At 50.9% G+C, this 26,117-nt stretch carries 23 protein-coding genes; 11 read left to right on the forward strand and 12 right to left on the reverse strand.

From position 1 onward, the window contains the following. Nucleotides 1-24: 24 nt before the first annotated feature. Together priC and rsmS are read left to right on the forward strand one after the other, a co-directional pair. Complete coding sequence (gene priC, locus FN082_RS25150; RefSeq protein ID WP_142982590.1) at nt 25-552, forward strand: primosomal replication protein N''; 528 nt, start codon at nt 25-27, stop codon at nt 550-552. A gap of 14 nt (nt 553-566) precedes the next feature. Next, nucleotides 567-719: a pleiotropic regulatory protein RsmS gene (gene rsmS, locus FN082_RS25155; RefSeq protein ID WP_139541366.1), complete on the forward strand. Its 153-nt coding sequence runs from the start codon at nt 567-569 to the stop codon at nt 717-719. A 193-nt stretch (nt 720-912) separates the two neighbouring features. On the opposite strand, the gene mscK is transcribed toward rsmS, so the two are convergent. After that, the gene (gene mscK, locus FN082_RS25160; protein ID WP_142982591.1) at nt 913-4,257 is read right to left on the reverse strand and encodes a mechanosensitive channel MscK; all 3,345 of its coding nucleotides are present in this window, start codon (nt 4,255-4,257) and stop codon (nt 913-915) included. Between the two features lie 130 nt (nt 4,258-4,387). After that, on the reverse strand, nt 4,388-5,038 hold the full coding sequence (gene acrR / locus FN082_RS25165) for a multidrug efflux transporter transcriptional repressor AcrR (protein WP_139541364.1): 651 nt from the start codon (nt 5,036-5,038) through the stop codon (nt 4,388-4,390). 142 nt (nt 5,039-5,180) lie between these two features. Here acrR and acrA point away from each other — a divergent pair, with 142 nt between their 5' ends. From acrA to FN082_RS25195, 6 genes are all read left to right on the forward strand, one after another. After that, a complete protein-coding gene (gene acrA / locus FN082_RS25170) occupies nt 5,181-6,374 on the forward strand; it encodes a multidrug efflux RND transporter periplasmic adaptor subunit AcrA (RefSeq protein WP_142982592.1) in 1,194 nt (397 codons plus the stop codon). 22 nt (nt 6,375-6,396) lie between these two features. Beyond that, nucleotides 6,397-9,543 carry a multidrug efflux RND transporter permease subunit AcrB gene (gene acrB / locus FN082_RS25175; RefSeq protein WP_142982593.1) on the forward strand — a complete coding sequence of 1,049 codons (3,147 nt, stop codon included), beginning with the start codon at nt 6,397-6,399 and terminating at the stop codon, nt 9,541-9,543. Nucleotides 9,544-10,025: 482 nt separating this feature from the next. Continuing rightward, nucleotides 10,026-10,400: an Hha toxicity modulator TomB gene (gene tomB, locus FN082_RS25180; RefSeq protein WP_139541361.1), complete on the forward strand. Its 375-nt coding sequence runs from the start codon at nt 10,026-10,028 to the stop codon at nt 10,398-10,400. A 26-nt stretch (nt 10,401-10,426) separates the two neighbouring features. Beyond that, nucleotides 10,427-10,645, forward strand: a complete 219-nt coding sequence (locus tag FN082_RS25185) for an HHA domain-containing protein (RefSeq protein ID WP_004099646.1) — start codon at nt 10,427-10,429, stop codon at nt 10,643-10,645. Between the two features lie 161 nt (nt 10,646-10,806). Beyond that, complete coding sequence (maa, locus tag FN082_RS25190; RefSeq protein ID WP_139541360.1) at nt 10,807-11,373, forward strand: maltose O-acetyltransferase; 567 nt, start codon at nt 10,807-10,809, stop codon at nt 11,371-11,373. A gap of 133 nt (nt 11,374-11,506) precedes the next feature. After that, nucleotides 11,507-11,977 carry a YlaC family protein gene (locus FN082_RS25195; protein WP_139541359.1) on the forward strand — a complete coding sequence of 157 codons (471 nt, stop codon included), beginning with the start codon at nt 11,507-11,509 and terminating at the stop codon, nt 11,975-11,977. Here FN082_RS25195 and pdxR read toward each other — a convergent pair. Continuing rightward, nucleotides 11,952-13,406: a MocR-like pyridoxine biosynthesis transcription factor PdxR gene (pdxR, locus tag FN082_RS25200; RefSeq protein ID WP_142982661.1), complete on the reverse strand. Its 1,455-nt coding sequence runs from the start codon at nt 13,404-13,406 to the stop codon at nt 11,952-11,954. The genes FN082_RS25195 and pdxR overlap by 26 nt on opposite strands. Before the next feature lie 100 nt (nt 13,407-13,506). On the opposite strand from pdxR, the gene FN082_RS25205 reads away from it, so the two are divergent. Further along, a complete protein-coding gene (locus tag FN082_RS25205) occupies nt 13,507-14,205 on the forward strand; it encodes a GNAT family N-acetyltransferase (RefSeq protein WP_139541358.1) in 699 nt (232 codons plus the stop codon). Here the strand turns inward: FN082_RS25205 and ykgO are convergent. The 3 genes from ykgO to FN082_RS25220 all read right to left on the reverse strand — a co-directional run bounded on the left by ykgO (nt 14,202) and on the right by FN082_RS25220 (nt 15,788). Further along, nucleotides 14,202-14,342 carry a type B 50S ribosomal protein L36 gene (gene ykgO / locus FN082_RS25210; RefSeq protein ID WP_003859006.1) on the reverse strand — a complete coding sequence of 47 codons (141 nt, stop codon included), beginning with the start codon at nt 14,340-14,342 and terminating at the stop codon, nt 14,202-14,204. The two genes, FN082_RS25205 and ykgO, sit on opposite strands and share 4 nt — an antisense overlap. Then, nucleotides 14,342-14,605 carry a type B 50S ribosomal protein L31 gene (locus FN082_RS25215; RefSeq protein ID WP_139541452.1) on the reverse strand — a complete coding sequence of 88 codons (264 nt, stop codon included), beginning with the start codon at nt 14,603-14,605 and terminating at the stop codon, nt 14,342-14,344. Before FN082_RS25215 ends, ykgO begins: the two co-directional genes overlap by 1 nt. Before the next feature lie 109 nt (nt 14,606-14,714). Next, nucleotides 14,715-15,788, reverse strand: coding sequence for a LacI family DNA-binding transcriptional regulator (locus tag FN082_RS25220; RefSeq protein ID WP_139541357.1), 1,074 nt, complete (start codon nt 15,786-15,788; stop codon nt 14,715-14,717). 269 nt (nt 15,789-16,057) lie between these two features. Here FN082_RS25220 and FN082_RS25225 point away from each other — a divergent pair, with 269 nt between their 5' ends. Next, the gene (locus FN082_RS25225) at nt 16,058-17,329 is read left to right on the forward strand and encodes a maltoporin (protein WP_142982594.1); all 1,272 of its coding nucleotides are present in this window, start codon (nt 16,058-16,060) and stop codon (nt 17,327-17,329) included. A gap of 125 nt (nt 17,330-17,454) precedes the next feature. Here FN082_RS25225 and FN082_RS25230 read toward each other — a convergent pair whose 3' ends face one another. The 6 genes from FN082_RS25230 to FN082_RS25255 all read right to left on the reverse strand — a co-directional run bounded on the left by FN082_RS25230 (nt 17,455) and on the right by FN082_RS25255 (nt 24,588). After that, nucleotides 17,455-17,769 carry a glucose PTS transporter subunit EIIB gene (locus FN082_RS25230; protein ID WP_142463974.1) on the reverse strand — a complete coding sequence of 105 codons (315 nt, stop codon included), beginning with the start codon at nt 17,767-17,769 and terminating at the stop codon, nt 17,455-17,457. Nucleotides 17,770-17,834: 65 nt separating this feature from the next. Then, entirely contained in the window at nt 17,835-19,892 is a 2,058-nt protein-coding gene (locus FN082_RS25235) for a beta-galactosidase (protein ID WP_142982595.1), read from the reverse strand. A gap of 31 nt (nt 19,893-19,923) precedes the next feature. Next, nucleotides 19,924-21,126: a glycoside hydrolase family 53 protein gene (locus FN082_RS25240; RefSeq protein ID WP_142982596.1), complete on the reverse strand. Its 1,203-nt coding sequence runs from the start codon at nt 21,124-21,126 to the stop codon at nt 19,924-19,926. 4 nt (nt 21,127-21,130) lie between these two features. Further along, on the reverse strand, nt 21,131-21,982 hold the full coding sequence (locus tag FN082_RS25245; protein ID WP_139541352.1) for a sugar ABC transporter permease: 852 nt from the start codon (nt 21,980-21,982) through the stop codon (nt 21,131-21,133). A gap of 10 nt (nt 21,983-21,992) precedes the next feature. Then, the gene (locus FN082_RS25250; protein ID WP_112214162.1) at nt 21,993-23,300 is read right to left on the reverse strand and encodes a carbohydrate ABC transporter permease; all 1,308 of its coding nucleotides are present in this window, start codon (nt 23,298-23,300) and stop codon (nt 21,993-21,995) included. A 55-nt stretch (nt 23,301-23,355) separates the two neighbouring features. Continuing rightward, the gene (locus tag FN082_RS25255) at nt 23,356-24,588 is read right to left on the reverse strand and encodes a maltodextrin ABC transporter substrate-binding protein (protein WP_139541351.1); all 1,233 of its coding nucleotides are present in this window, start codon (nt 24,586-24,588) and stop codon (nt 23,356-23,358) included. Nucleotides 24,589-24,941: 353 nt separating this feature from the next. Here FN082_RS25255 and FN082_RS25260 point away from each other — a divergent pair, with 353 nt between their 5' ends. Further along, nucleotides 24,942-26,051 (forward strand): ABC transporter ATP-binding protein, encoded by a 1,110-nt coding sequence (locus FN082_RS25260; protein ID WP_139541350.1) that lies wholly within the window; start codon nt 24,942-24,944, stop codon nt 26,049-26,051. Nucleotides 26,052-26,117: the final 66 nt, after the last annotated feature.

The raw sequence follows: 26,117 nt of genomic DNA on the forward strand, positions 1-26,117 counted from the left end.
TTTAACGGGGGATGGAGGAGTTATTTGAAAACGACCCGGCTTTTACACTCGCTGAAAAATCAGCTCGCAGAGCTGGACTCGCAGGTTGCACCGCTGGCGAATCACGCCACAATCAGCCCGCGTTTCGATCGTCAGCTATTCCGTACCCGCAGTACACAAATGCAGGCTTATCTCGACGAAACCAAGGAGCACTTCTCTGAGCTACAGCAGGCGGTCGAACGCCAGCAGCTACCGCAGGTTACCTGGCTGGCGGAGCGTCTCGTGGCTCAAATCGCCGCCATCAGCCGAGAAGCGGCAACCTGGTCATTACGCGCATGGGACAGCGCCTCACCAACGCTTAACCGCTGGCAGCGCCGACGAATCCAGCATCAGGAATACGAACGTCGTCTTCTGGCAATGCGCAACGATCGCCAGAGACAGCTGGCGCAGGCCACAAGCCTTGATGAACAGCAGCGGCTGGCAAAAGAAGTTGAGGCGTACGCCGCGCGCTTAGCCCGCTGTCGCGATGCGCTGGAAAAAATTGAAAACAAGCTAGCCCGCTTAACACGATAACATGAGGAAGAAGTATGTCGCTGGAAAATGCGCCTGACGAGGTCAAACTGGCCGTCGATTTAATTGTGCTGCTTGAAGAGAGTAACGTCCCCGCGCAAACCGTGCTAGCTGCGCTGGAGATTGTTCGCCGTGACTATGAAAACAAAGTAAATAATGAGGAAGAGTAGTCTGTTGGCGGACAGCGGAAGGTGCCAGAGTCATCGTTTGCAATGTACAACGATGCTGGAACTGCTGCAAAAACATATCCGCCAGCGGGCTGGAGCCGAATATGGTGATGGAGATAACAGGCCTGAGCCAGGAAGAACTCTCCTCGCTCAGCCATTAAAATCTGCGGGGCGGATATCCACCGCCCCGGTATGCTTAGCCAATCGCTGGGGAAGTATCGTCCCCTTTAGCATCGCGCTTCACCTCTGTCACTTCATCCCCCTTCTCATTGCGCAGATGAACCTCCAGTTGGTTAAAGGCAATATCGATATTGTTTTCCCGGCATAAACGATCGATAGCACGGTTGAGCTCATCCACCGCGTAGCTGCGGTCGCGCAGTTCACGCACGTACAGACGCAGTTCATGATCGAGCGTACTGGCCCCAAAGGTAGTAAAGAAGACCGATGGTGCAGGCTCTTGCATCACTTTAGGATGATCGTGCGCGGCCTTCAGTAGTACCTCTTTTACCTTATCAAGGTCGGAACCATAGGCCACGCCGAGGCGGATCACCACGCGTGTCACGGTGTCGGAAAGCGACCAGTTAATGAGACGTTCCGTAACGAAGGCCTTGTTCGGAATAATGACCTCTTTGCGGTCAAAATCGGTAATCGTGGTAGCACGGATACGAATCTTGCTAACGGTTCCTGAGAAGGTACCGATAGTCACCGTATCGCCAATACGCACCGGGCGTTCGAAAAGAATAATCAAGCCGGAAACAAAGTTACCAAAGATTTCCTGCAGGCCGAAACCTAAACCAACCGATAATGCTGCCGCCAGCCACTGCAGTTTGTCCCACGAGACCCCCAGCGAACCAAATACCGTCATCGCGCCAATAACAATAATGGCGTAGTTCAGAATCGTGGTAATCGCGTATGACGCCCCCTGGCGCATGTTCAACCGAGACAGTACCAGAACTTCCAGCAGTCCTGGCAAGTTACGTATTAGCGCCCATGCCACCATGGAAGCCACAATGGCAAACAGCAGGCTTCCCATTGTCACGCTTTTAACCGCGCTGACACCGGCTTCAGTGCCGTTGTAGTGCCATAGCGTAATACTGTCGAGATAGGCAAAAACGGTGATCAGATCGGACCAAATCGCCCAGAACAGCACGCCAAACAGCGCGATCATCACCAACATCGTAATACGTAGAGTCTGCTGGTTAACCTGCTCCAGCGCGATCGTTGGTTCTTCCTGCGGCTCGGCTCCTTCAGCGCCCTCTTTAACCAGATGCTGACGGCGCGCCAGCGCCCGACGCCACGCTATGCGTCGGGCTGCGACGCTCAGGCCGCGCAGTACGGTCTGGTACAGAAGGTTCCACAGCATCACCAGATATACGGTTTCAATCCAACGGCCTGCCAGACGCAGCGTCGTGTAGAAATAGCCCGTTGCCGTTAGCACCATCAGCGCTATGGGAACAATCGACAGCACGGTAACGGTGACAAGACGCAGACTGTGAGACTCTTTATCGCGCCAGCCTTCACGACACATCGGCCAGACAAGCACCGCAATCAACAACAGGTTGAGGAAAATAACGAATTGTCCGAGGACGTCATCCATCAGATGCAGTGGCGACAGTTCCGACACCACGGACCAGAAGTTTAGCGGCAATAACGCAAGGCTGACGCGGACAATCTGCCGCCGCCAGTGGCTGGTCAACTGGGATGGCATATTAAAGTGATTCACCGCCACACCGTCTTTTTCCAGCACCTTCCAGCACAGACCAAACACCAGCCAGAACATCGCCAGCTTCTTACTATAGGCCCATAGCAAATCGCTGATATTCAGTTGCATCGTCAGTAGAATCAGGCCAACGGCCAGAATCAACAGCACTACCGGTAACGCCCGAATAAGATCGATAAGAATCGCTTTCGGCGTATGGAGTTGAGTATCATTGCGCAGTTGGCCTACCTGCGATGCTAACTTCGCCTGATACGCTTTTAGCCACTGCAGGCGCCAGCGAATAAGCCCGGCAATCAGCAGTAATGGTAAGCCAGCAAGAAAAGCGATAAATACCGCAGGCCAGGCCTTTTCCCAGTTTACGGTAATTTTCATCGCCTTAAACTGCCCCTTAAGCGCTTCCGGGAAGGCTTTAATCCACTCCCAGTCCATCGGGCGGTTGCTGTTTACCCAGAAAATCTGCTGCGTCAGAATAGCTTTCAGGTTGGTCGAAACGCTCATTAACTGCTGCTGGTTGATTTGCAGGTTAATCGCCATCATCAACTGGTTACCCAGCTGTTTGTTAAACTGATCGAGCAGTTCCCGGCGCATATCAACGATCTCCAGAAGCGCATCATGCACCTCAGGATTCACATCGCTGCTATGCCCCTCCTCCAGCTTCGCAACATAAGCATCGCTCTGGAACAACGCATCGCGCTGCTGATTAACCTCAAACTGCTCAAGACGCAGGTCAGCGATACGGTTAGTCATATCGCTCAGTTCATCCGCCGAGGGTAGCGTTTGTTGTTGTTGATAAAGGATACGCGACAGCAGCAAGCTGCCTTTTAGCACGGAGATCTGTTCTTTTATATCACGCTCAGATTGCAAAGCGCGATCGAGCCAGGTCTTCACTTTGATATTGCGCTGAACCAGCTGATTGCCATTTTCCGTCGCCGAGATGAGTTTTTCACTAAGCTGATGGTTAATATCCAGCTCTTGTTTTACCAGCGGGTTAGTTTGAATCCGCGCCGCTTCATCCGGCGAGACCGCTTCCTGAGCGGTCTTCTCAGTGAGCGTTAAGCGCTTACTGTTGACGGCCTCCTGTAATAACTGAAGCTGGTGCTGCAGGCGGTTACTATTGGCAGTAACATAATCACGCTGCTTTTGCAGAGTGTCCTGCAGCACCGTGTTACCTTCAAGGCTTTTGCGCTGTTGGTCTATCTGCGCATTCAGTAAAGCCTGCTGTACCAGCAATAAATTCTGTTGAGTCGGACGTAACGCCTCATCACCTGTCGAGGTTCCGTTTAAACGATTACGAATCTGCTGCAACTGCTGCGAAGCGGAATACATCGCATTTTGCACACGTTCAGGCTGCGTCTGTAGAGAAACTAACTGGCTGTTATACGTTGCCAGATCGTTCTGAGCATTCTGCAAATCGTCCAGCGTCTGAGAGACGCGCGATTCCAGCTGGCGCAGCGATAACGTGCTCAACGTTTTACGCGTCGCTTCATCATCAGGAACATCGCTCAATGCGTTCAGGTTATCTACAGCCTGATTCATTTTCGCTGGCGCCTGAGCCACCTGCTGGCGCAGCTGTGCCGTTTCCGATTTAATTCGTTCAATTTTATCGAGGGTTTCCAGGGTCTGAGCCAAATCCTGCTGAACCAACTTGTCCTGCGGGGTCAGCTCTTTTTGCTTATTCAGCGTAGTGAGCTGGCTCTGTACCTCGGAGCGTTCGGGTAAATCAGCCGCAAGCGCTGAGTTCGCGCTGATACAGCCGATAAAAAGAATCAGGGTAATAACAAAAGCGGATATGGCGTTTCGCCAACGGATTGTATGCAGCATAGTGTTAACATGAGTGATTGCAAAAGCCGGAGAATACCGGGGATCGTCGCAGCGCGAAGAATAGCACTTCTGTTATCACTCGAATAGCGGCGGACAGCAGGAAATACTCACCTTTTGTCCGCAAAAATGCTTAAGCCTCTAGTCCTTCAGAACAGCGCAGCGAGGGGCAAAATTGATACATTTCAAGCAACGTTGCGACATATTCTCGCGCTTCTTTTTGCAAATCGAAGGCGTTCGGCGCCAATAGCCAGTTTTCCATCAGGCCCGAAAGGTAGCTGCGCATTAATATTGCCGCTCGCCGGGTGAGCAAATTGGCAGGCAACATTTTCGCCGCAATGCACTCTTTTAGCGTTTGTTCGATACGATCGTAACTTTCAAGACATATGCTACGCTGCGCCTGTTGAAGCGTGACCATTTCACCAACGAATTCACATTTATGGAAGATGATTTCCATCATCAACCGCCTGCGTTTCTCTGTCACTGTTGCTTCAAGAACATAGACTAAGATCTCACGCACAACTGACAGTGGATCGTTAGGGAATTTTGCCCGATACTCAACTTCGAGATCGCTAATATTGGCTTCCGAAAGTACCCATATTTCATTAAATAAATCTGATTTATTTTTGAAATGCCAGTAGATAGCGCCCCTTGTCACGCCAGCGGCTTTTGCAATTGCGGCCAACGAAGTGGATGATACGCCTTGCTGCGAAAACAAACGCAGAGCAACATCCAGAATCTGTTGCCGGGTCTCAAGCGCCTGTTGTTTGGTTTTTCGTGCCATAGGTCGATGAGTTTACAGAGGTTACGTTTACATACATTTGTGAATGTATGTACCATAGCATGACCATAATAGAAACGCAGTAGTGGGTTTGTGGTCGATTGAGCCACTGAACAATTTGAAATTGGACACTCGAGGTTTACATATGAACAAAAACAGAGGGTTAACGCCTCTGGCGGTCGTTCTGATGCTCTCAGGCAGCTTAGCGCTAACAGGATGTGACGACAAACCGGCTCAGCAAGGGGCCCAGCAGATGCCGGAAGTCGGCATTGTGACGCTCAAATCCGCTCCTCTACAAATAACTACCGAACTGCCAGGCCGCACCAGCGCCTATCGCGTTGCGGAAGTTCGTCCTCAGGTCAGTGGCATTATTCTGAAACGCAACTTCACCGAAGGTAGTGATATTCAGGCAGGAGTGTCTCTTTATCAAATTGATCCGGCGACCTATCAGGCCACCTATGAAAGCGCGAAGGGCGACTTAGCGAAAGCGCAAGCTGCGGCAAATATGGATCAGTTAACGGTGAAACGTTATCAGAAACTGTTAGGCACTAAGTACATTAGTCAACAGGATTACGATACTGCCGTGGCGACCGCTCAGCAGAGCAATGCCGCCGTGGTCGCTGCTAAAGCAGCGGTTGAAACCGCGCGCATTAATCTGGCCTACACCAAGGTGACCTCCCCTATTAGCGGTCGTATCGGTAAATCTACCGTGACGGAAGGCGCTCTGGTACAAAATGGACAAACCACTGCGCTGGCCACCGTGCAGCAGTTGGATCCAATCTACGTTGACGTAACTCAGTCAAGCAACGATTTCCTTCGCCTGAAACAAGAGCTGGCTAACGGTAAACTGCAGCAGGAGAACGGTAAAGCGAAGGTTGAACTGGTGACTAACGACGGTCTCAAATACCCGCAGGGCGGTACGCTGGAGTTCTCTGACGTCACCGTTGACCAGACCACCGGTTCTATCACGTTACGCGCTATCTTCCCGAACCCGGATCACACCCTGCTGCCAGGAATGTTCGTCCGAGCACGTCTGGAAGAAGGCGTTAACCCTGATGCGATGCTGGTTCCTCAGCAAGGCGTAACCCGTACGCCGCGCGGCGATGCGAGCGTGATGTTGGTTGGTGAAGGTGACAAAGTCGAAGTTCGCCAGATTACCGCCACTCAGGCGATTGGCGATAAATGGCTGGTCACCGAAGGGCTGAAAACTGGCGATCGCGTCATTATTAGCGGTCTGCAGAAAGTCAAACCAGGCGTACAGGTAAAAGCGCAGGAAGTCGTTTCTGATGAAAAACAGCAAGCCGCAGGCAACGCTCAGTCAGAACAAACCAAGTCTTAACTTAAACAGGAGCCGTTAAGACATGCCTAATTTCTTTATCGATCGCCCCATATTTGCCTGGGTGATCGCCATCATCATTATGCTGGCTGGGGGGCTCTCGATCCTCAAGTTGCCAATAGCGCAATATCCGACGATTGCGCCGCCGGCAATTTCCATCACGGCCATGTACCCCGGTGCCGACGCAGAAACCGTGCAGAACACCGTGACTCAGGTTATCGAACAGAACATGAACGGTATCGATCACCTGATGTACATGTCTTCAAATGGCGACTCCACCGGTACAGCAACCATCACTCTGACCTTTGAATCCGGTACCGATCCGGATATTGCTCAGGTACAGGTTCAAAACAAACTGGCGCTGGCGACACCGCTGCTGCCGCAGGAAGTACAGCAGCAGGGTATTAGCGTTGAAAAGGCATCCAGCAGCTTCCTGATGGTTGTCGGCGTTATTAATACTAACGGCACCATGAATCAGGATGACATTTCTGACTATGTTGCCGCCAACATGAAAGATGCGATTAGCCGTACCAGCGGCGTTGGTGACGTGCAGTTGTTTGGTTCCCAGTACGCTATGCGTATCTGGATGGACCCAAACAAACTTAATAACTTCCAGTTGACGCCGGTTGACGTTATCAGCGCCCTGAAAGCGCAGAACGCCCAGGTTGCAGCAGGACAGTTAGGCGGTACGCCCCCGGTGAAAGGCCAGCAGCTGAATGCCTCCATCGTGGCGCAGACTCGTCTGACCAATACTGAAGAGTTTGGCAACATTCTGCTGAAGGTTAACCAGGATGGCTCCCAGGTTCGTCTGCGCGATGTCGCGCGCATTGAGCTGGGTGGTGAAAACTATGACGTTATCGCGAAGTTTAACGGTCAGCCAGCATCCGGTCTGGGTATTAAGCTGGCAACCGGTGCTAACGCCCTGGATACTGCGAACGCCATTCGTGCCGAACTGAAGAAAATGGAACCGTTCTTCCCTTCCGGCCTGAAAATTGTTTACCCGTATGACACCACTCCATTCGTGCAAATCTCAATTCACGAAGTGGTTAAAACGCTGGTTGAAGCGATCATTCTGGTGTTCCTGGTGATGTACCTGTTCCTGCAGAACTTCCGCGCAACGTTGATTCCTACTATCGCGGTGCCGGTTGTACTGTTGGGGACATTCGCCGTCCTCGCACTGTTTGGTTTCTCGATAAACACCCTCACCATGTTTGGTATGGTGCTCGCCATCGGCTTGCTTGTGGATGACGCCATCGTGGTGGTGGAAAACGTCGAGCGTGTGATGGCGGAAGAGGGGCTACCGCCAAAAGAAGCCACGCGTAAATCAATGGGCCAGATTCAGGGCGCGCTGGTAGGTATTGCGATGGTGCTTTCTGCGGTATTTATCCCAATGGCCTTCTTCGGTGGCTCTACCGGTGCGATTTACCGCCAGTTCTCTATCACTATCGTTTCGGCGATGGCGCTGTCGGTACTGGTAGCTTTGATTCTGACTCCGGCGCTTTGCGCCACAATGCTGAAACCTATCCAAAAAGGCAGCCATGGCGCAACCACTGGCTTCTTTGGTTGGTTTAACCGCATGTTTGATAAGAGCACGCACCACTACACCGATAGCGTAGGAAATATCCTGCGTAGTACTGGTCGTTATCTGGTGCTGTATCTGATCATCGTTGTCGGGATGGCCTGGCTGTTCGTTCGTCTGCCGAGCTCGTTCCTGCCGGACGAAGATCAGGGCGTATTCTTGAGCATGGCGCAGCTACCTGCTGGTGCGACACAGGAGCGTACGCAGAAAGTCCTTGATGAGATGACCGACTACTATCTCACCAAAGAAAAAAACAACGTTGAATCGGTATTTGCCGTAAACGGCTTTGGCTTTGCGGGTCGCGGGCAGAACACCGGCATCGCGTTCGTCTCTCTGAAAGACTGGAGCCAGCGTCCAGGAGAAGAGAACAAGGTTGAAGCGATTACCGGCCGCGCGATGGGCTACTTCTCGCAGATTAAAGACGCGATGGTGTTCGCCTTTAACCTGCCGGCTATCGTCGAACTGGGTACCGCAACGGGCTTTGACTTCCAGCTGATTGACCAGGCCGGTCTGGGACATGAAAAACTGACTCAGGCGCGTAACCAGCTCTTTGGCATGGTCGCTCAGCACCCTGATGTACTGAGCGGCGTTCGTCCAAATGGCCTGGAAGATACTCCGCAGTTCAAAGTGGATATCGATCAGGAAAAAGCGCAGGCACTCGGTGTTTCTATCAGCGACATTAACACCACGCTTGGAGCAGCATGGGGTGGTAGCTATGTCAACGACTTCATCGACCGCGGTCGCGTGAAGAAAGTGTACATCATGTCTGAAGCGAAATACCGCATGCTGCCGGAAGATATTGGCAACTGGTATGTACGCGGCAGCGATGGGCAGATGGTACCGTTCTCCGCCTTCTCAACTTCACGTTGGGAATACGGCTCACCGCGTCTGGAACGTTACAACGGTCTGCCTTCCATGGAAATCCTCGGCCAGGCGACACCGGGTAAGAGTACCGGTGAAGCCATGAACCTGATGGAAGAGCTGGCGGGTAAACTGCCTGCGGGTATCGGCTACGACTGGACCGGTATGTCCTATCAGGAACGTTTATCCGGTAACCAGGCGCCAGCACTGTACGCTATCTCACTGATTGTCGTCTTCCTGTGTCTGGCTGCGCTGTATGAAAGCTGGTCTATCCCGTTCTCAGTTATGCTGGTCGTTCCGCTCGGCGTTGTCGGCGCACTGCTGGCAGCAACCTTCCGCGGGCTAACCAACGACGTTTACTTCCAGGTGGGCCTGCTGACCACCATTGGTCTGTCGGCGAAGAACGCAATACTTATCGTCGAGTTCGCCAAAGACCTGATGGATAAAGAAGGAAAAGGTCTGATTGAAGCGACGCTGGAAGCAGTACGTATGCGTCTGCGTCCGATCCTGATGACCTCCCTAGCCTTTATCCTTGGGGTAATGCCGTTGGTTATTAGCTCCGGGGCAGGCTCCGGTGCACAGAACGCCGTAGGTACTGGCGTAATGGGCGGGATGGTGACTGCGACGGTTCTGGCTATTTTCTTTGTGCCAGTATTCTTTGTCGTGGTTCGCCGCCGCTTTAGTAAGAAAAATGAGGATATTGAGCACAGCCATACGGTTGAGCATCATTAATCTCTGCTTCTGAGGGCCGCATTTGCGGCCCTTTTCTTTCCCATCTATTTAAAACGCACTCATTGTTATTGTTTATTTTATAGCCTGATATATAATATTTGATGATGAGTTATGAGATTTATCTCTGCTTTTTTGATCAACCCGTTCACTCATTTACCTCAAATCAGAATATTCTCAATCACCGACATTATGTATGGTTGTACGCTAATAATGACGAAAACACTCAGCTAACCCAATGATATACAAGGCTTGCTTTAACCTCCCCCATGACCATCAATGTTGCGATATAATAAGGTCTGGGGCGTTTAAGATAATGTATCCGTGATAATTGTAATTTTTCGTAATAGCACGGTGAAATCTTTTTGAGAGTGGATTATAGTTATAACAGCAAGATTACATAGTATGTGTCAGGTCTGTTAGTCGTGTTCATCCCATAACGGTGCTGTTAGTCGTCGTTTAAACCACTTAAAAGGGGATGTGTTATGGACGAATACTCGCCAAAAAGACATGATATCGCGCAGCTTAAATTTCTCTGCGAAACCCTGTATCATGACTGTCTTGCAAACCTTGAAGAGAGCAACCATGGCTGGGTTAATGACCCTACTTCGGCTGTAAATCTTCAACTAAATGAATTGATCGAGCACATTGCCGCATTCGCACTTAATTATAAAATTAAGTATGCTGAGGATAATAAACTGATTACTCAGCTCGACGAATACCTGGATGACACCTTTGTGTTGTTCAGCAACTACGGCATTAACACGGCAGAACTACAAAAATGGCGCAAATCAGGCAATCGGCTATTCCGCTGCTTTGTGAACGCCAGCCGGGAAAACCCGGCCAGTCTTTCTTGTTAGTATAATTACAATCAAAAGGTGAATTTATGTCTGATAAAACATTAACCAAAATAGATTATTTGATGCGTTTACGACGCTGTCAGACAATTGATACGCTGGAACGCGTAATTGAAAAAAATAAATATGAACTTTCCGATAATGAACTGGCGGTATTTTACTCAGCAGCAGATCATCGTCTTGCTGAATTGACGATGAATAAACTGTACGACAAAATCCCACCTTCAGTCTGGAAATTCATCCGTTAATTTATTTCAAATGAAAGTGAATGATTGATGCCTGTAATCCCTCTCTCGCAATGATAACAAATGTGATATCAGTCACATATGTTAGCTGCGTGCGAATGTGAAACCGGTTTCTTTTTTATACTGTGGCGGCATAAACCATAAGGTAATAAAGGAACGTACCCATGAGTGAAGAAAAACGCAAAATGATCGCCGGTGAGCTATATCTGGCAGGTGATCCTACGCTGAAAACCGACCGTCTGCGCGCCAGACAGCTGCTGCACCGCTATAACCATTCGACCCCGGAAGAGCGCGAATTAAGGAAAACACTGCTTGCAGAGCTGTTGGGGGACGCTGGCGATGCGTATATCGAACCCACTTTCCGCTGTGACTATGGTTACAATATTTTCCTCGGCAAAAATTTCTACGCCAACTTTGATTGCGTCATGCTGGACGTTTGTCCAATCCATATTGGCGATAACTGTATGCTGGCGCCCGGTGTACATATTTACACTGCAACTCACCCCCTGGATGCCGTCGAACGTAACAGCGGCAAAGAGTACGGCAAACCTGTCGTCATCGGCCACAATGTGTGGATCGGCGGCCGGGCGGTTATTAACCCTGGCGTAACCATAGGCGATAATGCTGTTATTGCTTCAGGTTCAGTAGTCGTAAAAAATGTGCCAGCAAATGCCGTCGTTGGCGGGAATCCAGCACAAATCATAAAAATGCTGGAGAGTGAAAAACGGTAACTGTTATGCTTTTCCGCAACCAATCTGTTACTTTCCCCACTGATTTACGCAACATAAAATAGCTTTCAGGCTGAGCCCAGGCCGTACCATGTTAGTCTGGTATCCGGGCTCGTAGCGGAATTTGGGGAATAAGATGACAGAAATACAGCTGCTGCTGAAGAACACGATTGATGAACTTAATGTAAAAGAAAAACGCGACAACCGCCCACGCTTTAGCATTAGCTTTATTCGCAATCATCCATGGCTATTTGTCGCGATGTACGCAGCCTTCCTCGCAACGCTTATTGTGATGCTACGTTCAGAAACGCTGGTAGATTCTGTCTGGCTATTAATTGTATTGTTTGTGCTGTTGAACGGTTTCTTCTTCTTTGATGTCTACCCACGCTATCGTTATGAAGATATTGACGTTCTGGATTTCCGCGTTTGCTACAACGGCGAATGGTACAACACCCGATTTGTCCCCGGTCAGCTGATCGAGCGCATTCTGCAATCGCCTCGCGTCGGTGGTGAACAGAAAGCTCAACTGCAGAAAATGATCGATACTAAAGGTGAGCTTTCATTTTACGACGTATTTTCTCTTACTCGCGTCGGTGCAGCGCAATAAGGCGATCTAGCGTTCTCACCGCTGAAGTAAAATGCGAGGCGGACGTATTACCGTAGCCCAGAACAAAGCCGCTTTTCGCCGTTTTTGCATTGAGATAAAAACGGCTTAATGCCGCAGGCGCAAGCTGAAATCGTCGGGCCTGCTGAACAACAGCGTCATCATCAATGTTTTCAATAGCGACCGTCAGGTGCAACCCTCCCCCGCCGCCAAATAACTCATAAGGATGAGTGAGGTATCCAGCCAGGGTTTCCCGCAGCTGCTGCTGGCGTTTGCGATACAAACGACGCATTGCGGCCAGATGACGCGCGTAGTATCCCTCTTCAATAAACAACGCCAGCGCTCTCTGCTCTGCCCGATGCCCACCGCGCAATAGCGAACCAATTGCCCCCTGCGCCGCATCTGCTAACGCAGACGGCATCACCATAAAACCAATACGTAGCGCTGGAAACAACGTCTTGCTAAATGTTCCCAAATAAACCACAGGCGCCTGCTTTGCCATCCCCAGCATCGCCGGAACAGGCTCGCCGCTGTAGCGAAATTCACTATCGTAATCATCCTCGATAATCCAGGCATCATGCTGCCGGGCATACTCAAGTAGCGCCAGTCGTCGTCCTGCGCTCATCACCGCCCCACAAGGATATTGATGCGAAGGAGACGTGAAAATTAACCGCGGCGCTTCACTTCCAGCATGGATGTCAAAATACATACCTTCATGATCAACCGGAATGCCCTTCATATGAAGTCCGGCTTTGAGAAACATACTTTTTGCGCCCAGGTAGCCAGGTTCTTCTACCCATGCCGTATCACCCGCCACGCTGAGCAGATGCGTACATAAATCGATGCCTTCCAGCGCGCCTTCCGTAATCACAATTTGCTTTGCTTCACAGCGGATCCCTCGCGATAGCGCAAGGTGGCGGGCAATCGCTTTTCGCAGCCCTGGTTCCCCCTGAGCATCGCCATATCCCAGCAGGGCACTTCCCTCTTCACGCAATACCTTGTCAAGGAGCCGACGCCAGATGGAAAGAGGGAAATAGTTAACCGCGGGCATCCCCGGCGTAAAGAGCAACGTGGGTGAATCACGACGTGTTCCTGTTGGCAATCCCTGTAAGCGGTCAGGCAGTACAATGATGCGTTCCTCAACATCACTCTCTCCTTGCGCTCCCAAAGGCGCTACGTGCGTCCCCTGACGGCTACGCAGTAAATATCCTTCTATCGCCAGTTGCTCCAGCGCACTGTTGATAGTATTACGCGAAAGCTCCAGCCTCTGCGCCATAGCGCGTGAACCAGGTAGACGGCTACCACCCGCCAGCGTCCCCTGCAAAATGGCCTCACGTAGCATCTGGTAGAGCGTACGCTGCAGGGTTTCACTCCCTCTGTCGCGCAACCCCCGTTCCAACAACGCAAAAAAAGCATCATCCGGAATATTCATCATGGCTCCTCGTGGCACCATAAAAACATACTCTGATGGTACTTTTTATGGAACCAATAAGTTCTTAATCTCACGGTATTCGTCCATATAAGGAAAGCCCATGAGCCATCTTAATCAGTTTGATCAACCTGTTGGTACTGCCCTACCCGACTGGCAGCCCCGCTCGCATCCCGAGAGGCTGAACCTGCAGGGGCGCTTTTGCTGCCTGGAACCCTTGAGCACAAAGCACGCCAGCGCGCTGTTTGCAGCACACCGCTTAGCCCCGGATACCCGAAGCTGGACATGGCTGCTGCGTGAGCCAGACAGTAGCGTGGAGGAATACAGCGCATGGATAGAGAGCGTTTCGGAACAGGCCGATCCTATTCACTTTGCGGTAATGGATAAGCAGACCAATAAGCCCGTTGGCTCACTGGCGCTGATGAGAATCGATGCCAAAAACGGCGTTGTTGAAGTCGGCCACGTTCACTTTTCACCTTTATTGAGCCGGACAGCGATGGCTACAGAGGCCCACTGGCTGCTGATGAGTTATGTATTTGATACTCTTGGCTATCGCCGCTACGAGTGGAAATGCAACAGTCTGAATGAGCCTTCACGCCGGGCGGCGCTGCGGTTAGGATTTCAGTACGAGGGACGCTTTCGTCAGGCGTTGGTGATAAAGGGTCATAACCGCGATACCGACTGGTTTTCCATTATCGATTCCGAGTGGCCGCGGATTGACAAGGCAATGCAGCAATGGCTGGCCGACGGCAACTTTAGTGCCGACGGCCAACAGCTACGTCCGCTGGAGAGCTTCCGTTAACGCCTTTTCTTGCGTCCCTGCACGGCTTTAAAGCGGGGATTGCTTTTGCAAATCACGTACAGCCGCCCTTTGCGCTTCACTATTTGGCAATCCGGGTGGCGCTGTTTCGCACTACGTAACGAGTTGAGTACCTGCATTATTTGCTCCTTTTCGCATCAATAAAACCACCGAAACGCTGGCGGAAGCGCGCGGTGCTGCCTTCATTATTGAAAGCCTTCTGTTTACCGGTGTAATACGGATGCGATTTGGATGACACATCAAGCGTCACGTAGGGATATGTCTCTCCCTCCAGCTCAATCTCACGCTCGGTTTTAATCGTTGAACCGACTTTAAAGAATTCGTTGGCGCTGGTGTCGTGAAAGACCACCGTACGGTAGTGCGGATGAATATTGGGTTTCATCATAGCCTCAATGATTATGTTATAACATAACAATATCGTACGCTGGAGAAATCCAAAGATCAACCCTGATGAAGGGAGGAATAAATGGGCGACCCTGCCGCCCATTTATTTAGGGATTTAGCTGATGCGCCAACGATCTGAGCTGTTCAGCTATAGATTGCAGATTTTTGCCCGGCTCCGTTTTCGGCCCAGTGGAATGACGGACGACCAGACGTGCAGGCAATATGGAAGAAGTGTGGGATTTCTCATTATCGCCGCTATCGAGAATGCGGCGAACGGCTTCTTTTCCTTGTAAATCAAGATCCAATGACACGGTCGTGAGCGCAGGATAAAAGAACGAGCTCTCATAAGTATCATCATAGCCAATGACCGATTTTTCACCCGGGATCGGTACCTGATGCTGATGAAACGCGCTCAGCACGCCTAATGCCATCTGATCGTTACCCACCAGAACAGCGGTAAAATTTGGCGTCTCACGTAGCATTTGCAGTGCGCCGGCATATCCGCTCTGTGCATCCCAGTTACCACGAATGACCGTTACTGGCTGTAACCCATACCCCTCCAGAGTTTCCATCCAGCTTTTCAAACGTAGCTTTGCCGATACCGAGCTTTCCGGCCCGGCCAGCAGCGCGATGTCCCGATGCCCCATTTCATAGAGATATTTGACGCTCGCTCGGGTGCCATCAGCCGGGTTAAACGAAACGTTAAACACGGAACTGTAGGGATCGACATCTAAAAAAAGACAGACAATATCATCATTGTCAGTAGCGATTTTCTGGGCCTGTTCGGTCTCCAGAGGCACGTTAATAATAACCTTGTCCACCAGCTGAGACTTCAGCTCGTTAATAGATTCTTGAATACTTTGGTTGACGCTCTCATCAATCATTGAGATGAGTACCTGATAGCCCTCAACATTAGCGTAGCGTTTTACCGCTGCGGCTACCTGGGAAGGTGCGTGCAATGCGAGGGAAATTGTGACCAGCCCCACGGTATGGCTTTGCTTACCTACCAGCTGTTGCGCCAGACGGTTAGGGACATAGCGTAGCTCTTCAATGGATTTCTCCACCTTGCTGCGCGTGGCTTTGGATACATTAGCAGACTTGTTGAGTACCCTGGACACGGTCTGATAGGAGACGCCCGCATGGCGAGCAACGTCTTCTAAGGTCGCGCTTTTAGACTTCATGGTCCGGTTCCTTATGTTGTTATCCCTGGATTGTAACAGGGGCAATTTGAAAAAACGCTCATTGCCGCATCCCCTGAGCAACAACCACCAATAAAAGTATGACGCTCACAATACAACAAATTGTGAATAGACTCACTACTCGTAACAAAACCCGCTTATTTATTTGCAGTTAATCACACTATGACGATCATTAAATTGCCTGAATTCTGGTTTAGGCATTTTATGACACAAGTTATGTGAACGTAATACAAAACAATAAGAGGATAGACATGAACACTACGCTGCGCACACTCTCCGTTGCGTTGGCCGCTGCGCTGATTTCACCATCCGTGTTTGCTGCTTCCGCCACCCTTCCGGGTATCGATTTTCATGGTTATATGCGCGCCGGGGTTGGGGTCTCCGGTGACGGTAGCCAGGCCGAATGGCAAAAGAATAAAATTGGTCGTCTGGGTAACGAGTCCGATACCTATGGCGAGCTGGAGTTAGGTTCAGAGGTCTACAAGAAGAATGATGTTAGCTTCTACCTTGATAGCATGGTCAGCATGGTTTCTGACGGATCCAATGATAACGAAACCACGCTTGATGACGACGCGCAGTTCGGCCTGCGCCAGCTAAACCTGCAGATCAAAGGCCTGGTTCCCGGCGATCCAAACGCGGTGATTTGGGGCGGTAAACGCTACTATCAACGCCACGATCTGCACATCATCGATACCAAATACTGGAATATTTCCGGGTCCGGTGCGGGAATCGAAAACTATACTCTCGGCCCGGGCGCCGTCTCATTTGCCTGGATCCGCGGCGATGCTAACGACGTCGATTACCGCGTCGATGGTGATAGCAACGTTAATATTAACTACCTCGATCTGCGCTACGCAGGCTGGAAGCCGTGGTCCGGATCGTGGACTGAATTTGGTATCGACTACGCGATGCCGAATACCACCAAAAAGCAGGACACCTACGGCGGGCTGTATGATGCTGAAAATGGCGTCATGCTAACCGGTGAGATCAGCCAGGATATGCTGGGTGGTTACAACAAAACGGTGCTGCAATACGCGAACAAAGGCCTGGCGCAGAATATGGTCTCCCAGGGCGGCGGTTGGTACGACATGTGGAACAATGTCAACGATGCCACCGGCTACCGCGTTATTAACACCGGTTTAATCCCGATTACCGACAAGTTCTCGATTAACCATGTCCTGACATGGGGCTCTGCAGACAACATAACTGAGTACACGGATAAAACGCGTATGCTGTCGCTGGTCGCCCGCGGACAATACCAGTTCACCGAATACGTACGCCTGATTGGCGAAGTGGGCGGTTTCTACCAAAAAGATAGCTACAAAAACAATACTGAGTACAAGCAGGCCGGTGAAAAATACACCATTGCGCTGGGCCTGGCTGATGGCCCTGACTTTATGTCACGTCCTGAACTGCGTATTTTCGCTTCATATTTGAATGATTCTGAAAATGGTAAACCGTTCGAAGATCAGACTGCCAACAATACCTGGAACTTTGGCGTACAGGTAGAAGCCTGGTGGTAATGATATTTAAACGTGTTTTATCTCCAACTGTAAGGTCGTTAATTACCCTCCGGTAATGATTATTGCCATTGAATAACTTGTTAAATTTTCGGGATAACCCATTATTGCGTTATCCCGTTTTTATTTTATTTACGGATAGCAAAGTGTTCATCTAGTAATTGTCGCAATGCATCCGACTGTTTACCAAAAATAGCATGCACCTGCTGCCCAAGAATAATAACTCCAAGCGCTCCCTGCTGCTGTAATGCCTGAGAATCAACAACCGCCAGATTATTCACCGTGACGCGTAGGCGGGTAATACAAGCATCGACATTAATAATATTGGCCTCGCCGCCGAAAGCCTGAATTAAATGCTCAATTTGCTGTTGTTCCACCTGATTCAAAGGTACCGCCGGACGAGGCTGGGAGAAGTAACTCAGAAAGGATTTTAAACTCACCATAATAGACTCCTGATAAGCAGATAAAAAAACGCCTGCTCGCAGGAGCAGGCGCGGATAGAGAGAAATTACGCGTGACGACTAAGGATACGGCAGTCCCATGCATTTAAGGCCAACGGCGCATTCAGAACCGTGCCGGTGAGGCTATCCTGATAGCCTTGCGGCAGGGTTACGCTATGCTGTTGCGCGCTGTAGTTTTGCAGGAATACATACGTGGTTTCACCATCAGTTCGCGCAGTTGCCACGACCCCCGGCGGCAAATCAGCCTCAACCGCACGCGGCAGCGCCAACTCTTTGCTTATGGTAGCGAAGAAATCGCGCTGGAAGGCAAGATCGTTACGTGAGGCAACGTGCCAGGCCTTACCTTTACCGAAGTGATTGACGGTAACCGCTGGTCTTCCGGCATAAAAATCATCGCGGTATGTCGCCAGCGGCTGCGCGGCTTCAGTATGAATCAGTTCACACAGGTGGCGTACCTGATACGGCCCCTGCAATCCGCCTTTATTCCCCGCCAGTCCTTGCACCAGGTTATGTTCACCATCGTTCAGGCAGTCGATCTCTTCCGCCCAAATACCCAGCAGTTTACGCAGAGGGCCAGGGAAACCACCCAAGTGGCAGAGATCTGACTCGTTAACGATACCTGTCCAGTATGTTGTAACTAAATAACCTCCATTGGCCACAAACGCCTCGGCGCGCTCGGCGAATCCCTCGCGTACCATATACAGCATTGGCGCAATAACCAGTTGGTAAGCACTCAGGTCAACGTCGGCATCAATAATATCAACTGCAATCCCCTGCTCCCAGAATGGACGATAGTGCTCATTGACGGTATTTTCATACTCCATTCCGAGATTACGCGGTCCCTGGGCATCATCCAACGCCCAGCGGTTTTGCTGGTCGAAGATAATCGCCACTTTCGCATCCGTCCGGCAGCCCACCACACCCGGCAGCTTGCTTAACATCTCGCCGAGCCGGGTCACTTCACGACCTACGCGCGTATCCAGATGGCCCACATGATCGATAATCGCGCCATGGAACTTCTCTACTGAGCCACGGCTTTTACGCCATTGGAAGTACTGTACCGAATCAGCGCCGTGCGCCACCGCCTGCATAGAAGAAAGGATATGCATTCCCGGTTTCTTCAGCTTGCTGGTCGGCTGCCAGTTGGTCGCACTCGGCGTGGATTCCATCAGGACGAATGGCTTGCCGCCCTTCAGGCTGCGCATCATGTCGTGATACATGGCGGTATAGCAAGCCAGCGTGGTTTCATCTTTGTCGCGGTGCCACATGGGGTAACTATCCCATGAGATGAAGTCCAGTGCCTGCGCCAACTGCCAGTAGTCGTAATCGTAAAAATATTCCATGAAGTTGGTTGTCACCGGTAGTTCAGCATTTGCTGCTTTCAGAGGGGCAACTTCATGGTGGCAGAAGTCAGTCACCTGCGCGGTATTGAAACGATGCCAGTCAAGGTTCAGACCATGAATTGAGACTTCTCCCTGCGGTGCCGGAGATTCAATCTGCGACCAGTCGCTATAGGTGTGGCTCCAGAAGGCGCTCCACCAGGCATGATTGAGGTTATCCAGCGTTTCATAACGCGCTTTCAACCAGTCTCGGAAACGCTCCTGGCACAGGCTACAGTGGCACTCACCGCCGTATTCGTTGGAGATATGCCAGCCCAGCACCGCCGGGTGCTGCGAATAACGTTCAGCCAGCAGCGTGTTGATTTTCAGGGTTTTCTCACGATAAACCGGTGATGACATGCAGTGGTTATGGCGTCCACCGTGCAGCGCAGGCACCCGATCGCGACCAACGCGTAGCACCTGAGGATACTTCTGCGACATCCACGCCGGACGCGCGCCGCTTGGGGTGGCGAGATAGACATGAATTCCAGCGGCATACAGTTTATCGAGAATACTGTCCAGCCAGCCAAACTCAAATACGCCTTCCTGAGGTTCAAGCTTCGCCCAGCTAAATATCCCCACCGACATCACATTACATTTTGCCTGCTGCATCATGGCAATATCTTTGTCGATAATATCGGGATAATTCTCCCACTGCTCCGGGTTATAGTCAGCGCCATGCAATAGCGCATTAACCTTAGGACTCAAAGGCGCAAATTTTTTCATAATAAACATCCTGAAGTTTAAAGCCGAATAATTAATTAAATACTTTCATTGACGGCAATGCTTTCCCCTGACAATCAAATAGAGCCTGATTTTCCCGGGCATTACCTTCTTTCCACTCATCATGGATATATTTCATTCCGGCAGGCGTCGCCCAGGTATTTCCCGGTACGGCAATCCATGTCGGCTCCCAATAAAAAATACCTTTACCACGATGTTCAGGAACGTCAGCCACGGCCTGCATTAAATCGTGAATATAATTATATTGCCCCTGCACGGTAGCAGGATAACCGCCATCCTTTTCCTCTTTTGCCTGAAAACTATTTTCGGCATTATCGCAGTTATCCAGGGTATAAGCGTAAGCGGCTTCAACTACAATCACGTCTTTGTTATAACGCTTGCTGATATCGTCCATATTGGCTTTCAACGCGCTAATTGGGCCATTCCAGTAGGTATACATCGACAGGCCAATGATGTCGTAAGGCACGTTGTGCTTGCTGATTTCATCAAACCACCAGCGGAAGGTGTCGTTTTTCGTGCCTTCGGCCAGATGAAGCATGATTTTGACTTGCTCGCCGCCGGTGAGGTTTTCCTTCAGGCCGTCAATGGCAGCATTAAGCAGCCCCGCCAGGCGATCGAATTCGCCGCCGCCCTGCCCCCAGCTTTTGCCTTCCGGCCACAGCATACCGCCGTTAATCTCGTTGCCGATCTGCACCATATCCGGCAGCACGCCCTCCTGTTTAAAGCGGGCAATCGTGTCGCGAGTGTAGTCGTGAATGGTGGTTTTCAGCTGTGGATAGTCCATTTTCTCCCAGGCTTTAGGCTTGAACTGCTTACCCGGATCGGTCCAGAAGTCACTGTAATGGAAATCCAGCAGCAGCTTCATGCCCTGTGCTTTTGCACGCTTTGCCAGCGCCAGCGTTGCCGCCAGATCGTTATCACCGCCGCCGTAGCCCTGACCCTGAGCATCTGTAGGATCAACCCACAGACGCAGGCGAACATAGTTCACGCCGTCGGACTTCAGAATCGCGATAGGATCCTGCTGCTGGTTGTTGTGGTTAAAAAACTTTGCGCCGTGCTTTTCAGCATCCAGCAACGTGGAAATATCCGCCCCTTTAATAAAATCAGCGGGCATATTGTTAAAAGCTTTTGTTTGCAGCGCGTCTGCCGCCAGCGTACTGGCTGAAAAACAGCATGCCAGAGAAACAGCAAGCCACGCGGGTGTTAATCTTTTCATGAAGTTATCCTTTTGTACTGCCAGAGGTGAGGCCGGAAACAAAGTACTTTTGCAGCGCCAGGTAAAGAATCGCTACCGGGACGGCAATCAGTACCGCGCCCGCCGCGTAGGTGGTGTAGCTGGCACCCATTTTCTGCGCCACCAGGTTGTACAGGCCAATCGGTAGCGTGTACTTATCCGGAGTGCGCAGGATGGTGCTGGAGAGAATGAAATCCCCCAATGGACCGGTAAATGAAAATAACGCAACCACCGCCAGAATCGGTTTCGACAGCGGCATAATGATTTCGATAAAGATGCGGAAACTGCTGGCCCCATCCATTCTCGCCGATTCATCCAGATCTTTCGGGATCGCATCCAGATACCCCTTCATAAGCCAGGTATTCATCGGGATCATGCCGCCAACGTAGATCAGCACCAGCGCCAGATGACTATTGATCAGCCCCAACAGCTGCGAAAGAACAAAGATCGCAATCAGCGCTGAGAACTGCGGGATCATCTGCAGCAGCAGGAACAGCATCAGCCCGTTCTGCCGTCCTTTAAAACGAAAACGGGAGAACGCATAGGCAGTAAAGCTCACGCTAATGAGGGTCAGCACCATGGTCATGAAACTGATTTTCATCGAGTTCCAGTACCAGGTCAGGTAGTTCACATTGCCATTGAACAGGTCTGCATAGTGCTGAAATGACAGGTTCTCAGGAATAATCGACGTACTCAGCAGACTATTCCCGGCATTCAGCGACGCCCCTACCGTCCAGACCAGCGGATAAATAATGATCGTTGATACCAGGATGACCACCAGCCAGGTCAGTGACAGGCGAATCCACTTTTCGCGTTTAATACTCGGTGATTTAGCCATGTTGCTTCCCTTACGCCATATCGTCATTTTTGAAGGATTTCGTGGCGCGGAACTGCCACAACGCCAGACCAACGACAAAAATCGACAGCAGGATCGTAATGGTGGCCGCGATGGCGTATTGCGAAGACGACATCGTCAATTTGTAGATCCACGACACCAGGATATCCGTACCGCCAGCATTAGACCCCGCCACCGCCGGTCCACCGTTGTTGAACAGATAGATGATGTTGAAATTGTTAAAGTTGAAGGTGTACTGGGTGATGATGATCGGCGCAATGGAGTACAACACCAGCGGCAGAGTAATCGTCCGCAGGCGGGTAAACGCGCTGGCACCATCCATCGTGGCCGCTTCATAAAGATCGTCCGGAATCGCCTGCAGTACGCCGGTAGTCATGGCGAAAACAAACGGGAAGCCCAGCCAGGTTTGCATCATGATCAATGCAGTCTTAGTCCAGAACGGGTCGGTCAACCACGCCTTCGGGCTGATGCCGAAGAAGGACAAAATAGCGTTGTTAATTACCCCGAATGAATCGTTAAACATCCCGGCAAAAACCAGAATCGTCACGAATCCAGGCACCGCCCACGGCAGAATAAAAATAGTACGAATCATCGGCTTAAAGCGCAGGTCTTTCTGGTTGACCAGAATCGCCAGCAGCACGCCAACGGTACATTGCAACGTCGTCGCCAGTAAAGTCCACACCACCGTCCACTGCAGCACATCAAAGAAGGTTGAGCGCCAGATGGACAATGTGAAGATGTTGATGAAGTTTTTGAACCCGACCCAATCCACCAGCTTCGCCGGCGGCGTGTGGTAAAGGTTGTAGTTGGTAAAGGCAATGGCAAAACCAAACAAAATCGGGAAGATAACGACAAACACCAGCAGAATAAAGCCAGGGGTGATCATCAAATAAGGAAAACCATCGCTAAGCAGCATCTGATACTGCTTACGTACGCTATTCAGCGCCATGCCCTCATCGCGCTTTTTGCCGTTAACCCAGGCATCGCGTAACGAGAGGAAATAGACCAGCAGGCCAAAAGCGATAATCAGCACGCTGATAATCCCTTCCGCCAGCAGGAAGATCGAGTTATCCCGCGGAACTTCCTCGCCCAGGGTATATAACCCCCACAGGCCTTCGCTGAGAAAGTCATAAAAAATGCTCATAAAACTGCTCAGCAGCACCAGGAAAACAATCCCCTTCAGCCACTGGCGATGATAAAACTGCCCAAAACCCGGCACGATAGCCAGCAACAGGCCGCACCACGCATGGCGTCCTGCGCCACGCGCTTCGGCAATATTTTCGCTGGGATTGATAATCACACACGACTCCTTCTGAAAACGGGAGGGCCTCCTCCCGTTCTGTTACATCACCTGATTACTGATTGCTGGCCTGCATCGCTTCGATTTGCATTTTGATCTGCTTCTCTGCGTTATCGAGCGCCGCTTTAGGCTCTTGTTTGCCGGTCAGGCTAAGCTCCAGCGCGGCATTAGCCGGGCCCCAGACTTCGCCCATTTCCGGAATGCCAGGCATCGCCGTCGCACGCGCTGACTGCACCGCCACCGCGCTGGCCTTTTCATCATTCTTAATCACCGGATCGTCAATCATTGACTTCAGCGGCGGGATTTCACCGGTCGCAACATAGCGCGCTTTCACATACTGGGGCTGGTTGATGAATTCGATGAACTGCTGTGCCAGCGCCTTATCTTTACTCCACGTCGAGACCACATAACCCTTCACGCCGAGGAAAGAGCTCATCGGTTTGCCATCAGGCAGCATCGGTAGTGGCGCAACGCCATAATTTATGCCTGCCGCTTCATACGGCTGGAAAGCCCACGGACCGTTAATCACCGCCGCCGCTTTTTTCTCTGTGAACAGGGAATCAATGGCGTTCAGCCCGTTGTCGCCAAGGATCCCCGCCGGGAAGACCTTATCGGTATAGAATTTTTTCAGGAAGGTAACCGCTTCCACCGCGCCGGGTTTGTTCAGACCGACATCCTGCGGGTTGAAGCCACCCTTGTCGTTTTTGCCAAAGATATAGCCGCCCATCGGACCAATAGCGCCCCAGCTGTAATAGATCTGATCAAACTTCGCCAACAGACCATACTTGCCCTCTTCGCGCTGCTTTTTCGAATAGTCGAACCACGCCTGCAGGCTATCCAGCGGCTTGTCGATCAGGTCTTTGTTGTAAATCAGTACCAGGGTTTCCACCGCTTTCGGCACGCCATAAAGCACGTTATCCATATGGAAAGCGTTGATTGACGCAGGCGTAAAGGCCTCCTGCTTCGCCTGATCCATAGTCAGAGGAGACAGTAGCCCCTGGACGACCGCACCACCCAACTGATCATTAGGGATAACCAGTACATCCGGGCCGATGCCCGCCGGGCCATCAAGTCGCAGCTTTTCCAACTGCTGGGCGTACGGCATCTCCTGCACGTTAACCTTAACGTCGAACTGCTTTTCAAAATCATTTACCGCAGCTTTAATGCCGTCGGATTTTTTGATGTCTTCCCAGACGTTGAGCTGTCCGGCCGCGTGCGCTTGCAGGCTCACTAGCTGCCCGGCAGCCAGAGTGGTAAGGATCAGTGCAGCAAGAGTGTTCTTTTTCATTATCAACCTCATGTGAAGGTATAACAATTTAATGGTTTTTATTGAGCAATTTGACTTCCGGCAATTCCTTAGTCAATTGATAAACGGCGGTTCATAAACAAAACATCCGTCATTCTTGATTTGTTATACGCTACGCTTTGAATGCCGATAAAACTACTGAAAGCTGCCAGTTGTGTGATCATGATTGCAGAAATGAAACATCAATGTATGGCGCTAAAACGCTGGAAGTTATAGTCACTGCATGATTTTAGTGTCGTTGAGCATCGTTTGGCTGAATTGTTACACGTTATACAAATTATACGTCACAGCCCAAATCCCAACGGCAGGAAACGCTACTAACCCGGGGAATGTTGATGTCCAATATACGACTGAGGAATGTCACCAAGCGGTTCGGCAGTACAGTGACGCTGCATCAGGTGAATCTTGATATTGAAGATGGCGAATTTGCAGTTTTCGTTGGCCCATCCGGCTGCGGTAAATCGACGCTACTGCGGATGATTGCCGGCCTGGAAGAGGTCAGCGATGGTGAAGTACTGATTGGCGATGAAGTGATGAATGATGTCGTCCCCGCCCACCGCGGCGTCGCCATGGTATTCCAGTCCTATGCGCTCTATCCACATATGACGGTGGCGGAAAATATGGGTTATGGCCTGAAGGTCAATAAAGTCCCAAAAGATGAAATTCGCCGTCAGGTTGAAATGGTCGCGAAAACGCTGCAGCTCTCTCATCTACTGGATCGTAAACCTAAACAACTTTCCGGAGGCCAGCGTCAGCGCGTGGCAATCGGCCGCGCAATCGTGCGTAATCCACGGGTGTTTATGTTTGATGAGCCCCTTTCTAACCTCGATGCCGAGCTACGCGTTGAAATGCGCCTGCACATCGCGAAGCTGCACCATGAACTCAAGACCACAATGGTCTATGTCACCCACGATCAGGTTGAAGCGATGACCCTGGCCGACAAAATCGTGGTGATGAACTATGGCAAAGTGGAACAGATGGGCTCGCCGATGTCGCTGTATTACAACCCGGTGAATAAATTCGTCGCGGGGTTTATCGGCTCACCCAAAATGAACTTCCTGCCCGCGACGGTAACCGCATGGCAGCCGGGGCAGCTTAGCGTAAAGATGGCGCAAGACCACAACCTGACGCTCAATATCACCACATCGCCGCTGCAGCCGGGCGCTTGCGTTACCCTTGGTATTCGTCCTGAGCATCTCTCAACCGATGTGAATATCGGAACCGTTGTTGAGTTTCAATGTGAAGTGGTTGAGAGACTGGGCAATAACACCTATCTGTTCGGCCAGTGCTATGGTCATGATAACGTCAAAATCCTGCTACCAGGCGACGTTCATTTCCGTCCCTGGCAGAAAATCAGCGTTGCGTTCGACGATCGCTACTGCATGGTCTTCGACGAAAATGACCTGCGTATTAGCGCTGACATCACCGCGCCTGATGCCCATTAAGCGCAACATCTGATTGTCATGATTGCGCGTTAGGATGTGAACCTATGCTGATAACCCTTACTGTCA

The organism is Klebsiella spallanzanii (assembly GCF_902158555.1).
Lineage (GTDB): Bacteria > Pseudomonadota > Gammaproteobacteria > Enterobacterales > Enterobacteriaceae > Klebsiella > Klebsiella spallanzanii.